This is a genomic window from Bdellovibrio bacteriovorus, from assembly GCF_002208115.1.
GTDB classification, from domain to species: domain Bacteria; phylum Bdellovibrionota; class Bdellovibrionia; order Bdellovibrionales; family Bdellovibrionaceae; genus Bdellovibrio; species Bdellovibrio bacteriovorus_C.
The window spans coordinates 3,010,038-3,023,362 of sequence record NZ_CP020946.1; the positions used below are offsets into that span (position 1 = coordinate 3,010,038).

At 51.1% G+C, this 13,325-nt stretch carries 13 protein-coding genes and 1 tRNA gene; 4 read left to right on the plus strand and 10 right to left on the minus strand.

From position 1 onward, the window contains the following. The first annotated feature begins 70 nt into the window (after nt 1-70). On the plus strand, nt 71-1,117 hold the full coding sequence (locus B9G79_RS14435) for a hypothetical protein (RefSeq protein ID WP_088566128.1): 1,047 nt from the start codon (nt 71-73) through the stop codon (nt 1,115-1,117). 200 nt (nt 1,118-1,317) lie between these two features. Here the strand turns inward: B9G79_RS14435 and B9G79_RS14440 are convergent, their stop codons facing one another. Together B9G79_RS14440 and B9G79_RS14445 are read right to left on the minus strand one after the other, a co-directional pair. Beyond that, complete coding sequence (locus tag B9G79_RS14440; RefSeq protein ID WP_088566129.1) at nt 1,318-1,869, minus strand: AhpC/TSA family protein; 552 nt, start codon at nt 1,867-1,869, stop codon at nt 1,318-1,320. Between the two features lie 140 nt (nt 1,870-2,009). Beyond that, a tRNA-Ala gene (locus tag B9G79_RS14445) sits at nt 2,010-2,085 on the minus strand. 43 nt (nt 2,086-2,128) lie between these two features. Between B9G79_RS14445 and B9G79_RS14450 the strand changes: the two genes are divergently transcribed. Beyond that, nucleotides 2,129-2,608, plus strand: coding sequence for a low molecular weight protein-tyrosine-phosphatase (locus tag B9G79_RS14450; protein WP_088566130.1), 480 nt, complete (start codon nt 2,129-2,131; stop codon nt 2,606-2,608). Here the strand turns inward: B9G79_RS14450 and B9G79_RS14455 are convergent. The 6 genes from B9G79_RS14455 to yihA all read right to left on the minus strand — a co-directional run bounded on the left by B9G79_RS14455 (nt 2,605) and on the right by yihA (nt 7,531). Then, on the minus strand, nt 2,605-3,090 hold the full coding sequence (locus tag B9G79_RS14455; RefSeq protein ID WP_088566131.1) for a GyrI-like domain-containing protein: 486 nt from the start codon (nt 3,088-3,090) through the stop codon (nt 2,605-2,607). The genes B9G79_RS14450 and B9G79_RS14455 overlap by 4 nt on opposite strands. A 16-nt stretch (nt 3,091-3,106) precedes the next feature. Beyond that, the gene (locus B9G79_RS14460; RefSeq protein WP_088566132.1) at nt 3,107-3,472 is read right to left on the minus strand and encodes a TRASH domain-containing protein; all 366 of its coding nucleotides are present in this window, start codon (nt 3,470-3,472) and stop codon (nt 3,107-3,109) included. Nucleotides 3,473-3,553: 81 nt separating this feature from the next. Next, nucleotides 3,554-4,534, minus strand: a complete 981-nt coding sequence (locus tag B9G79_RS14465) for a KpsF/GutQ family sugar-phosphate isomerase (protein WP_088566133.1) — start codon at nt 4,532-4,534, stop codon at nt 3,554-3,556. 17 nt (nt 4,535-4,551) lie between these two features. Next, entirely contained in the window at nt 4,552-6,216 is a 1,665-nt protein-coding gene (locus tag B9G79_RS14470; protein WP_269768119.1) for a CTP synthase, read from the minus strand. Next, on the minus strand, nt 6,216-6,959 hold the full coding sequence (gene kdsB / locus B9G79_RS14475; protein ID WP_088566134.1) for a 3-deoxy-manno-octulosonate cytidylyltransferase: 744 nt from the start codon (nt 6,957-6,959) through the stop codon (nt 6,216-6,218). The genes B9G79_RS14470 and kdsB overlap by 1 nt, the downstream gene beginning before the upstream one ends. Then, complete coding sequence (yihA, locus tag B9G79_RS14480; protein ID WP_232469318.1) at nt 6,956-7,531, minus strand: ribosome biogenesis GTP-binding protein YihA/YsxC; 576 nt, start codon at nt 7,529-7,531, stop codon at nt 6,956-6,958. Before yihA ends, kdsB begins: the two co-directional genes overlap by 4 nt. Nucleotides 7,532-7,715: 184 nt before the next feature. On the opposite strand from yihA, the gene B9G79_RS14485 reads away from it, so the two are divergent. Beyond that, complete coding sequence (locus B9G79_RS14485) at nt 7,716-8,945, plus strand: sigma 54-interacting transcriptional regulator (RefSeq protein WP_088566136.1); 1,230 nt, start codon at nt 7,716-7,718, stop codon at nt 8,943-8,945. Here the strand turns inward: B9G79_RS14485 and B9G79_RS14490 are convergent. After that, the gene (locus tag B9G79_RS14490; RefSeq protein WP_232468712.1) at nt 8,935-9,918 is read right to left on the minus strand and encodes a flagellar basal body-associated FliL family protein; all 984 of its coding nucleotides are present in this window, start codon (nt 9,916-9,918) and stop codon (nt 8,935-8,937) included. The genes B9G79_RS14485 and B9G79_RS14490 overlap by 11 nt on opposite strands. Nucleotides 9,919-10,024: 106 nt before the next feature. Between B9G79_RS14490 and B9G79_RS14495 the strand changes: the two genes are divergently transcribed. Continuing rightward, complete coding sequence (locus B9G79_RS14495; protein ID WP_088566137.1) at nt 10,025-10,663, plus strand: hypothetical protein; 639 nt, start codon at nt 10,025-10,027, stop codon at nt 10,661-10,663. A gap of 9 nt (nt 10,664-10,672) precedes the next feature. On the opposite strand, the gene polA is transcribed toward B9G79_RS14495, so the two are convergent. Beyond that, nucleotides 10,673-13,264, minus strand: coding sequence for a DNA polymerase I (polA, locus tag B9G79_RS14500; protein ID WP_088566138.1), 2,592 nt, complete (start codon nt 13,262-13,264; stop codon nt 10,673-10,675). Between the last annotated feature and the right edge of the window lie 61 nt (nt 13,265-13,325).

The window sequence follows — 13,325 nt, forward strand, 5'->3', positions numbered from 1 at the left end:
TTCCAAGCTCTAGTTCTGATGGCATCCTTTATGCTCTTCCCCTCCGGATACTGACCGTTCTGGAGGAATTATGCTTCGCGATTCACATTTGAAAACCCTGCTGATGCTTGCCTGTGTTGGCAGCCTGACTTCTGCCTGCGAAATGAAAAAGAATCTGGATGATATGCACAAGTCCACGGTGGAAATGAATGAAACCACGAAACGCATGGAAGAAAAAACCGGCGAGCTGGATAAAAAATCAGAGTCTTTGGATAATAAAACCGCAGAGCTTTATGATGCCCTCAGACAGGGTAATGCCGCTCTTCTGCGCAAAGAATTCCTGCAACAGTTGAATGAATCCAAGGAAATGGCGAAAAAGCTCAGCCTGGGTGTGAAGTACTTCTGGGCTTATGAATTCCAATTGTGGTCGATGCAGGGGCTGGACAACGATCACCGCCGTGAAGAACTGGCATCTTCGGCCGCTCGTGAATTCATCCGTGAAATTCATGAATATGCCCCGACAGAAGATTTTATCTCTCCGACCTCGGACGACAACCGTGACATGAACCTCCTGGCGTTGGTCACAACCCTGCACGAAGTGAATGACAAACAAAAAAACCGTGTCGACCCAAAAGGGATCGAACACATGTCCATGCTGTCTTTGATCGAGCGTGCTTTGAAGCAAAAAGCCGATCTGGATGCAGGTCGTATTTCCCTGAACGACCTGAAGCCGTCTTCGTATGACCTGCTGGCATTTGAAAGCAAACTTATTCAGATCCTGCAAGCCCGCCAAAACTTCATCCTGACCATGCTGGTCGCCAAAGCCAGCAACATCGACAAGGGCCTGAAGAACAAAGTGAAGTTGGGTCTTTTGGGCATGAAGTGGACTTTGGATTTGAGCAAGTACAACGACGTTGAGGTCAACGAAATGACCCGCTATCTGAAGGCCGTGCTGGATACACGTAAAATCCTGAAAGACGCTGACTATGAGATCGTGGTGGATGAAACAATTCAGAAAGTCCTGATGAATGGCCAAGTCGCAAATGCAAAAAAACAGGGCTCTGTGCGTACCGCAGCTGAAAGTCAGATTCTGAACTACATTCAACAGGTCCGCAGCGCCACGGTAAAAACCAAATAGTTGTTTTTCACCACTCTGGACCTCGCGATGATTAAACCCCGCAAGCAGGAATGGCTCAATAATGCTGCGGAGGTTTCAAATGAAACTCAACCTAATCTACTCCATCACGATGATGCTTTTAATCGCGTTCTCGGTGGCCAAGGCAAACGACAAAACTGGGACAACGGTCTCCAAAAAAGATGCGCCCCAGTGCTCTCGCCTTAAGGTGAATAGTCCTGCGGCTCTTCCACGTCCCCTTGATATTCACTGATATATTGATAAGTGACTTTCCCGCCGGGCTTCACCACAAGAATCCCACCAAGCTGCGTGGCATCGCCTTGTTCCGGACTCCATCTTTTGGCAACGTGACCTTGCTCTTTGAGTTTCCTGATTGAACTGAGGCTTTTAAATCCATAGGCCGAAAAAAATCCGCGCTTGAATCCTGCCGCATGAAAGGACTCTAAATTTGGATCGGTAAACACCCAGGCTCCCTCCAGCCCAAGATCTTCTTTAAAAACTTTGATCATGGTCGGTGAGCCGTTGCCTATAAAGTAGATCTGCGCTCCTGCTTTTTCATATTTGTCCCGGTTAGCCCAGACATCCTTGGCATGCGCCCGGCAGGCGATACAGGCAAAGTGCCGCAAGAATATAAGAATGGCCGGTGCCTTCTGCCAAAAAGTTCCCAGCTTGAATTTGTTTTGATCTTCCCCCGTTACAAAAACTTGGGAAAGACGGGAAATATCACAAACAGTATTGGATGATGTTGATGCCATGATCTGTATTTTATTAAAGGGCTGTGGTGAAGTCTAACAAGTGAGAGTCGAGGCTTGAATGTGAGGAAATCAGCCAAAGAAAAAGTCTGTAATCTGACAGACAGAACAACCCGCCTGGCCTTAGCCCGTCAGGTGAAAAATGGTGGAGCCGATCGGGATCGAACCGACGACCTCAACACTGCCAGCGTTGCGCTCTCCCAGCTGAGCTACGGCCCCACTTATAATGACAAGACAAAATAATAGCCCTAAAATAATTCAAATGAAAAGCCAAAAATTACTCTTTGTCTGCCTGGGAAATATCTGTCGCTCCCCCACTGCTGAAGCCGTGGCGGCACATCTTATCAAACAACGGGACCTGCCTTGGGTGGTTGATTCCGCAGGAACTTCCGGAGCCCATGACGGGGAAAAAGCCGATCCGCGCAGCATTCTGCATGGACAACGCCGGGGGTATGAGCTGACAAGCATTTCCCGTGTGGTTCGGGAATCCGACTATTATGACTTTGACTGGATTCTGGCGATGGATGCCAGCAACCTTGAAAATCTGCGACAGCGCTGCCCGGACAAAACCTTGCTGACCAAGATTTCTTTGGTCACCGATTACTGTTCAGAATTCAAAGTCAAAGGCGTGCCCGATCCCTACTACGGGGGCGTCGACGGTTTTGATCATGTTCTGGATATTCTGGAAGACGCCATCGAAGGCCTGATAGACAAAGTTCAGGACCGCAGCGACAAGATTTAACGCACGGACAAAAACACATCCACCTGGGAGTTTTGAGGATCCGCACTGCGCTGATCATAAATCTCAAAGTCTGCCTTGTAGGCGCGCTCAGCTCCCAGGTCCGCTGGGCTCAAACCCCAGATGTGCTGCCAAAGATCTATCACCACATTGGGCATCTGCCCCTGCTTCGATGTGAAGGCCGCATATCGGGATGCTGGCAACACTTTCGCGGCCAGGCCCTCTGGAAGATTATCAAAAGAAGAAACCTCTTTGCCAAGAATGAACGAATACTCGCCGTTCACATCACTTTCATAATCAGTGTAAATTGCGTAAATGGGTCCATCGGCAAGCTGATTCGGGATCTTTTGCATCACCCCTTCACTGAAAAACTTCTGCCACTGGGAGCCGATTTTTCCATTCCCCTGCATTTCAGCGCGGTTGCTGGTGCGAACGGCAATACCGACAATCTTAATATCTGCTTTTTGTGTGAATGAATGGGTCATTGGATCTCCTGGAAAATTACTTGCCGGTGCGGAACTTTTCGAAGTTCTTTTTATTCTCGAAGTAAATCACAGAACCATCGGCACGAGCTGCAATCACGGCCGTTGCCTTGTCCACGGACTTTCCTGATACCGGGTCGATGGCCATGCGAGCCGTGGCATCTTCAGCCAGGGTCTTTTTGCAGTTTTCACAACAGCCATAATAAGTCTTACTTCCCTGCTTAACCGGGATCTGGTCACGCGGGAACACCATATTGGTGACCATGCAGACCTTTTGATTTGGCACGATCTCCAGTGCTTCGGCGGCGTGTGCCGAGCTGATCATTCCTGCCAAAATGACAAATACACCCATTACAAAGACTAACAGAGATTTCTTAAGGGACATATCAGACTCCTGCGTTCGGCTTGTTTGCAGATATTAGGATCCAAAGCCGCCTTTTGTGACAAATAAAGGCGGCCTCATAAATTAACGGACTTTGGCGCGCAACAGGTCCTGGATGTGCAGGATGCCCACGGGTTTGCGTGGATTTGCGGACTCTTTATCCAGAACGAAGACCATTTGAATCTGGAACTGCTCCATCACGAACAGGGCTTTTTCCGCCAGTTCATTCGCATCAATGGTTCTTGGATTGGTGGTCATAAGATCCTTGGCAAGACCCGTCAGCGGATCATTGGATTTTTCCAGACGGCGACGAATATCACCATCCGTGATCACCCCGACCAAATCACCTTTTTCATCAACGATACCTGCGGCCCCGCGAACATCCTTGTGGGTCATGATCGAAAACACCTGGCGAACAGGTGTCTCCAGAGTCACTGTCGGCAAAGCGTCCCCGCCGTGCATGACATCCCGAACGCGGGTCAGAAGGCGATAACCAAGGCTTCCGCCCGGATGGAATTCCGCAAAGTCTTCAGAGCTGAAGCCTTTTTCCGCCATCACGGCCATCGCCACCGCATCCCCCATCGCAAGGGTTGCTGTACTGCTGGCTGTGGGAGCAAGCCCCAGAGGACAAGCCTCTTCTGAAACATGAACGTTCAAAGTGACTTGAGCGGCTTTCGCCAAAGACGATTCTGGTTTGCCGGTGATTGCGATCAGGGGAATGCCTTTGCGGGAAACAAATCTTAAGATGCCCGCGAACTCAGGGGACTCACCGCCATAAGACAGCGCAATCACCACGTCGTTGTTTTCAACAAGTCCCAGATCCCCGTGCGAACTTTCTGCCGGGTGCAGAAACACCGCCGGAGTTCCTGTGGAAGAAAAGGTGCTGGCAAGTTTTCTGGCGATCTGGCCGGATTTACCCATGCCCGTCAGAACAATTTTACCCTCACAGGCTGTGATCATTTTCACCACTTGTTCGAAAGAGTCACCAAGGCGCTCTTTCAATGCCAGAATGGCCTGGGCCTCAACCTCTAGAACTTTCAGACCCTGTTGAATAACTTTGGACATATTCTAACGAACCTTTCTTACTTCTTCTTCAGGCTTGCTTTAACAAAATGCACGAAGAGCGGATGCGGAGCCAAGGGTTTTGACTTGAATTCCGGATGGAACTGCACGCCGACAAACCACGGATGATCAGGAAGTTCCACGATCTCGACCAGGTCACGCTCTTTGCAGATCCCGGAAGCCATCATGCCGTTCTTTTCAAACAGGTCTTTATATTTGTTGTTGAATTCAAAGCGGTGACGGTGACGTTCCATGATAGAGGACGCCTTGTACACCTGATGAGCGCGGGAACCCGAGGCAATCGCACACGGGAAAGCGCCCAAGCGCATGGTGCCGCCCTTATTGATCACTCCGCGCTGCTCGGCCATGGAATCAATCACGAAGTTGCCAGTGCGTTTGTTTTCAGCGTGGAATTCACGGCTGGTGGCATCTTTGATACCACACACGTTGCGCGCAAACTCAATCGCCGACAACTGCATACCAAAGCAGATACCAAAGAATGGAACACGTTTTTCACGAGCATACTTGATGGCCGTGATTTTACCTTCCACACCACGGGTGCCAAAGCCCCCCGGAACCAGAATGCCGTCAACCTTGCCCAATAAAGAATGCACGGTCTTGTCAGTGACCTTTTCAGAATCCACATAAATGATTTCCACGCGGGCGTTGTTGGCAACCCCACCGTGAACCAGAGCCTCATGCAGGGACTTGTAGGATTCTTTCAAATCCACATACTTGCCGACCACACCGATTTTTACGGTATGACTTGGGTTCCCCAGAATCTTCACCAGATTCTGCCAGCCCTTCATGTTCAGCTTGCCGGCAGAAAGTCCCAGACGTGCCACGATCAGCTCATCCAGTTTTTCTTTGTGCAATGCCAAAGGCACTTCGTAAATGAAGCGGCTGTCCTGAGCGGCGATAACGTTTTCCGGCTTCACGGAACAGAACAAACCGATTTTGGCTTTCAGATTTTCATCAATAACTTTTTCACTGCGACAAACCAGGAAATCCGGCTGCAAACCGATTTCACGCAGCTCTTTCACCGAGTGCTGGGTCGGCTTGGACTTCAACTCTCCCGCCGCCGCGATGTACGGCACATAGGTCACATGCACCAGAACCGAATTTTCATGGCCCACATCAATGCGCATCTGACGAATGGCTTCAAGGAACGGCTGACTTTCAATATCCCCGACAGTCCCGCCGATTTCCACCAGAATGATTTCACTGCCCTGAGCGGCTTCATAAATGCGGGCTTTGATTTCTTCGGTGATGTGCGGGATGACCTGCACAGTTCCGCCCAGATAATCACCGCGACGCTCGCGGTTCAAAACCGTGTCATAAATCTGACCGGTGGAAACCGAGTTCGAGCGGTTCATCAGCGCGGATGTAAAGCGCTCATAGTGGCCCAGATCCAGATCGGTTTCAGCCCCGTCTTCAGTCACATACACTTCACCGTGCTGCAATGGCGACATGGTGCCCGGATCCACGTTCAAATAAGGGTCAAATTTCATGATGGTCACTTTGTGACCGCGGCCTTCCAGCAAAGCCCCAAGGCTGGCAGCTGTCAGTCCTTTGCCAATCGAGGAAACCACGCCCCCGGTGACAAAAATAAATTTTTGCTTCAATGCTTTCTTGGTCGACTTCGCTGTCGACACCTTCTTCGTGGTGGTCTTTCTCTTTGCCATTACATCCCCTGTGAGCTTAAGAGTTTTTCGAGTCGCGCCAGATCTTCGGGAGTATCCACCCCGATACTGGCTTCCTTGACTCTGATTACTTTGATTTTTGCACCTAAATACAGAGCGCGCAGCTGCTCCAGACTCTCGGCTTTTTCAATGAGGGCCGGAGGAGCTTCGCAGAACTGTTTCAAAAAATTCTTGGAATAGGCATACATGCCGATGTGTTTCAGACAGCCATCCATGCTGCCGGCCTCTTGGGCCGACAGACGGGAATAAGGCATTGGATAACGGCTGAAATACAAGGCTTCATCCCGGCAATTCGTGACGACTTTGACCGAGTTCATGGATTGCAGTTCTTCCGCACTGATCGGATGCGCCAGCGTGGCCATGTCCATTTTCGGATCATCGACAAACACCTGAGCCAAACGGTCAATCAGCTCGCCAGTCACCAGCGGTTCATCACCCTGAATGTTCACAACAACATCACAGGATACATCTTTAATGGCAGCATGAATTCGGTCACTTCCGGTGGGAAGATCGCTGTCTGTCATGACGACTTTAACGCCGACAGCTTCGGCGGCGGCTTTGATGCCTTCGTGGTCGGTGGCGACAATCACCTCGCTCAGAAGTTTGGACTTCTTGGCTCCTTCAACCGTCCACTGAATCAGGGGGCGGCCTTTCAAGTTCACCAGAGGTTTTCCGGGGAAGCGTGTAGAGCCAAAACGAGCGGGAATCACACCGACAATTTTCATTCTTTTACCCAGTTTTCATAGATGTAGTCTTCAACCGCGTCCTGTCCTTCTTTTTTCAGAGAGGACACACCAAACACGGCACTGAGGCCCGAGGCCTTCTTCACTTTCGCCACCGCTTGCAGCATCTGACTGCGCGACATTTTGTCGGCTTTGGTCAGCACCACGGCCAGCGGGAAGCCACGACGTTCAGAGAACTCTTTCAAAAGCTCTTCGTCTTCGGTCCAGGAGCGACGGATGTCCATCACCAGCAACAGTCCACGAAGCTGTTCACGATTCATCAGATAAGTTTCAATCATGCGGTGCCATTCACGCATTTCATCACCGGAACGTGCGGCAAAGCCGTAACCCGGCATATCCACCATCACATAGGATTGATCCAGCTCAAAGAAATTGAGCAAACGGGTTTTCCCCGGTGTGGAGCTGACTTTCGCAATCTTGTTTTTGGTCAGGGCATTGATGAAAGACGACTTTCCGGCATTGGAGCGGCCGGCAATGGCTACTTCAGCTTTCTTGTGTACAGGGAAGTCCTTTTCCAGAACGGCGCTTTTGATAAATTGAATCGTCTTTGGCATAGCCAAGACTATCAGAGCTCCCCCCATTTCTCAATTCCGAGAACCTAGTCCGCCCCAGGATAATTTGGCGAGTCGAAAAGCCCGAGCCCCGCTTATATTTGAGCCCAGCCCGGTCAAAGTCTTGAAAGGGTGGGTCATCGCATTCCCCACCACAAAGGTGGACACTTTTTAAGCAGGAGACCCCATGTCACAAGCTTTTTTGAAAACAATGGACGAAAACCCCAAAACCCTGTCTTTGCAGGAATTCGTAACCCTGGGCAAAGACTCTCAGTGCCAGATTCAAGTCCAAGGCGAACAGATCGCCGAACGCCACGCCCGCATCGAAAAGAAAGATCAGTCATATTTGATCCGCGACCTGCGCACCCCACAGGGCACCTACGTGAATGACGCCCGCGTGATGGAGGCCTTTCTTCAGGAAGGCGACATCATCCGTCTGGGAGACCAGGAATTCCTGTTCCTGACTGAGCAGGAAGTCACAACCCCCTTCCCGATCAAAAGCCGCAATGAAGTCTGGAATGAAGAACTCCAGACACTTTCCAATGTCGCCAAAACCGAATTCCCCGTCTTGATCCTGGGCCCTTCCGGAACCGGCAAGGATGTCATTGCCCAGGCCCTGCACGAAAACAGCCTGCGCGACAAGGGCCCGTTTGTCAGTGTGAACTGCAGTGCCCTCAGCGAAACCCTGATTGAAAGTGAACTGTTCGGCCACGTGAAAGGCAGCTTCACCGGTGCCATCAATGACCGCAAAGGAGCCTTCGAGGCCGCTCGGGGCGGCACGCTGTTCCTGGATGAAATCGGTGATCTTTCCTACAGCCTGCAGGCGAAACTGCTGCGCGCTTTGGAAAACAACGAAATCCGTCCTGTGGGTGCCGATCGCAATGTGCGCACCGATGTTCGTATCATCGCCGCCACCCACCAGAACCTGTCAGAAAAAATCCGTGAAGGCCTGTTCCGTTCGGATCTGTATTTCCGTTTGAATGTCGTCTCCGTTGCCCCGCCCGCTTTGGCCTTGCGCATGGAGGATTTTGAGGAGCTGCTTTACACATTTGCCCGTAAAATGCGTGTGCGTTTTTCTTTTGGCGCCATCGCCCGTATGAAAAAGCATCCATGGCCGGGAAACATTCGTGAACTGAAAAATCTGGTCAGCCGGGCGGCCGCGCTTTACCCGCGCATTCACATCACTGAAAACCATGTCGAAAAACTGCTGGATAAAACTCTTTTGGAAAAATCCGAAGAGCGTGTCAGCAACGACATGCCGGTGATTAAGGAAATCGAAAAACAGATGATCATCAAACGCCTGCAGGCGAACAAAGGAAATCAACGAAGAACAGCGCAGGATTTGGGAATGCCGAAAAGCACCCTGCATGACCGCTTGAAATACTATGACATCGATATCACGAGCTTTAAGGTTTAACGATCGCGGTTTTGATAAAGATCCGGCGCACATAACCTTTGGTCAGGATCTTGTTCACCTCTTTGCGCAGACGTTCGCAAAGCTCCTGTTTACCCTCCCCTGAGGCTGCCTGATCGAAAGTCATCTCTTCGATCGTTCTCAGGAACAAGTCTTCCACTTCCGCTTCGCGGTCTTTGATTTCGACAACGACATCAGAGGCCGCGCCTTCCACATAGAACTCAAAAGCACCCATGGGGTTGGTCCCGGATTCAGCGGAACGGCGCAGATTCACGACCATTCTTTGCATCAGGAACACGTTCTGAGCCGCGCGGGTGGAATCATAGAAGGATTCCACTTCAGTTTTCGGATCGTACTGATACTTTTGCGATGCCCAGTCGGCCATGGAATGAATGAACAGATCCTCGCGCTGGGGGATCAGCCCCTTCGTGGCCAGACGATACAGGACAACACCGGCCCCGGCCGTGACCACCAGCAAACCCACCAACGCCAGCTTTTTTAGCAACGAGAAAGATTTGAAGGTCGCCATGAATTCGCCAAGGCCCGCTTTCAACCCTTGAGCGGTTCTTTTTGCCCACGCCAGCAATAGAGGGCCCGCATTCACAATGCGATGACGAAGCTGTTCTTTGAATTTTCTGAAGCTTAAGCGCATCATCGTGCGCTTCATTTTTACTTTGTAGGAAATGCGCGGAAGGAAAGGCAGAACCTTGAACAGCTTTTTGCGGAAACCGGTTGCGGACTGCCACAGCTTTTCTTCTTCCGCGAGGGTGTATTCCAGTTCAATGCCTTCTTCATAAATCAGGGCACCACCGGCTTCATCGGGACCGATTTCATTCAGCGATTGAGCAAACTCGGGGTCTGCTTCCGCCAGCGCAGAGTCCAAGGACTCAAGGGACATCAAGTCTTCAGCTTCCCCTTCCGGAGCGCCGTCCTTGATCTCTTCCTCTACCTTGGTCGTGTTTTCCTGTTCAGCCAATCGGATTCCCCCAAGACGATTGTAAGGAAGGAACCAAATACGTCGCAAGAACAATTTATAAACAGAAGTCCATCGGCTAGCATAAAGACTGCAGGAGAGATCTTTGATGAAAGTCCTTGTATCCGTCATTGTGGCCCTGGGGGCCCTGAGTGGTTGTTCCCACCTTCACCGTTCCGCGGACAGCGGATACGCACCGGCTCCGGAAGATGTCCGCTATAGCGACAACTCCAACCGTGGCGTTTATGACCGTCAAACCCGTCAGACAGCTTATGAACTGGGCTTGGACCCGGCTTCATTAAGCAGCCGCGACCTGCAAGCAGTCCGCGACCGCCAGCAACTGCGTCAGTTGGAAAGAAGCCTTTCCTCCCGCAAAGAGCGCGAACAGTACTCCAAGATCCTGCCTTGGCTTAAAAATGATGCCGAAAAAATCGAGGTTCTTTCCATCCCTTCCATCGAAGGTCGTCAGGCCTGGGTGAACCGCAACAGTGTGTGGAACCGCTCGCAGGCTCCGCAGGAGGAAATGAAGGGCTTGATTGAATCGCAGGACATTGCCGTGGGCATGCCACAGGACTATGTGAAAAGATCCTGGGGGGACCCGATGAGCGTGGAGGTCTCGGGCAATCCGCTTTACAAGAATGAACGCTGGAAATATCAGAAGTTTGTGTCCGCCCCGGAAGGTTACCGCAAAGAAACACGCTATGTGTACTTTGAAGGCGGACGCGTGGTGGGCTGGGAAACCGAGTAAGACGAAGCCCTAGTGAGCTTCGTCCCAGTTGTTCCCGATCGCATAGTTGACCTTCAACGGCACTCTTAGTTTCATCACATTTTCCATGATGGAAACCAACTGAGGGGAATGTTTCTGCAGATTCTCCTCAAAATCCTCAAAGATCAATTCATCGTGCACCTGCAGCAACATGCGCACGGGCACTTTTTCAAAGACCTCAATCATTGCCTTTTTCACCAGGTCACTGGCCGTTCCCTGAATCGGGGCATTGATCGCGGCGCGCTCGCCGAACTTTTTCAATGCCATGTTCTTGGATTGAAGCTCGTCGATGTAACGGCGGCGACCAAACAATGTTTCGACATAACCTTTTTCGTGGGCTGTTTTTACCGTGCCATCAATATATTCGCGCACGTTTTTAAAGCGGTTGAAATAGCGATCGATAATATCCTTGGCTTCCGTGCGCGAAATACCCAGGTTTTCCGCCAGACCGAAAGCCCCCTGCCCGTAAGCAATACCAAAGTTCACGGCTTTGGCAGAACGACGGTGTTCAGCAGTCACATCTTTCAAAGGCACCCCGAACACTTCCGCTGCGGTGGCCGCATGAATGTCGAGGTCTTCAGCAAAGGCTTTGCACAAGTTCGGGTCTTCGGAAATATGCGCCAGGATGCGCAGTTCAATCTGGGAATAGTCCACCGACAAAAGCTTCATGCGCGGAGCCGCGATGAACGCCTTGCGCACCTGCTGGCCGCGCGCAGTACGAATTGGAATATTCTGCAAATTCGGCTGCGTGCTGGAAAGTCGGCCCGTGGTGGTCAGGGCCTGATTAAAGCTCGTGTGCACACGCTCGTCTTTAGGATCAATCATGGTAGGCAAGGCATCGACGTAAGTGGACTTCAGCTTGGACATTTCACGCCATTGCAAAACCAGTTTTGCAATCCGATGCTCCAGACCCAACAACACTTCTTCGTCTGTGGAATAGCCGGTTTTTGTTTTTTTCCCGGCAGGCAGGCCCAGTTTTTCAAACAGGATCACGCCCAGCTGTTTCGGGCTTCCGACGTTAAAGGACTCCCCTGCCGCTTCGTGGATTTGTTTTTCGATTTCGGCGATGTCTTTCGCCAGCTCTTCACTTTGTTTGGCCAAAAGATCCTTGTCGATGCGAACCCCCAGACGCTCCATGGACAAAAGCACACGGGCCAATGGAAGATCCAGTTCCTGATAAACCTTTTCACCCTGCACGGTCTGCAACTGGGATTTCAGGGTTGTGGCAAAATTCAATTGAGCATTGTACAGCTGCGATGGTGAAGCCAGATCCGGCAACACATCGGCCATAAAGCGAGTGTAGATCTTGGCAAAATCGGAGGTGTCACCGGCTTTCAGCACGTAAGCCGCCAACTGGGAATCCCAGGCCGCCACCGGAGTTTTCGCTCCGATCTTGTGCCAGAAGAACTTCAGGTCATAGCCATGCCATTGAACTTGGAAAGTGTCGGTCAACTTCCCCAGATATTCGTGATCAGGGACCTGGATGATCTGGGACTCAGTTCCGATGAAGACTCCACGCATGTCGCTAAAGCCCCAAAGGCTTTGGTGTTCCGCCAGGAAGTCTGCCAGCTCGCGGGTTGTCATGCTTTTTTCAGTGAACTGACGCTCTTCTTTGGCAATCACGACGGTTGGCGCAACATCATCAGCAATACTCAATGGCGCGGAGGGGACCGCCGTCTTGATCAACGGACCAGCCGGAGCCTCAGGTGTCGACGCCGTCGGAGTCGTGTCTACAGTTCCAAAAAGACTTTTTTCGAAGGATTTAAAATTCAGCTCATGCAGGAAGGCACGCAGTTCGTCCGCTTTGAACGGCTTCAGTTTGTAGGCCTCAAGGTCATCCGGCATCGGCACGTCACAGGAAATAGTCACCAGCTTTTTGGACAGTAGTGCATTGTCTTTGGAGGCAATCAGCTTTTCACGAACGCTTTTGCTTTCAACTTTGTCGATGTTTTCATAGATGTCTTCGACGTGTTTGAACTGCTCCAAAAGCTTGATAGCGCCTTTTTCCCCGACACCCTTTACGCCCGGAACGTTGTCCGAAGCATCCCCCACAATCGCCAGATAGTCGATAAACTGATCCGGGCGCACACCCCACTTTTCAAAGACACCTTCGGCGTTGTAGCGAACACCCTTCATCGTGTCGTACAACGTGACGCCGTCTTCGATCAGCTGGCCGAAGTCTTTATCGCCGCTGACAATGAACACTTCCATGCCATTGCGACGGCTCCATTTAGTCAATGTCCCGATGATGTCATCGGCCTCGAAGGATTCGACTTCAAATGCGGGAACTCCCAGCAGGTCCGCCAGTCTTTTGATATAAGGGATTTGTTGGGCCAGTTCGTCCGGCATCTCGGTACGGTGAGCTTTGTAGCCATCGTACATGGTTTTTCGGAAAGAGGGTTCTTTGCGGTCATAGCAGAAAACCAGATACTCGGGTTTTTCCTCTTTCAGAAGTTTGATCATCATGGAAAGGAAGCCGTAAACGGCGTTGACCGGAACTCCGCTTGGAGACGACAGCGAACGAATCGCGTAGAAAGCGCGAAAGAACATGGCACTGACGTCAATAAGGTAGATTTTCTTCATGAGGGCCTCCGGATGTAAACCAAAGGTCTACACCGCACAGGCCTGAATGTCGATGATTGAT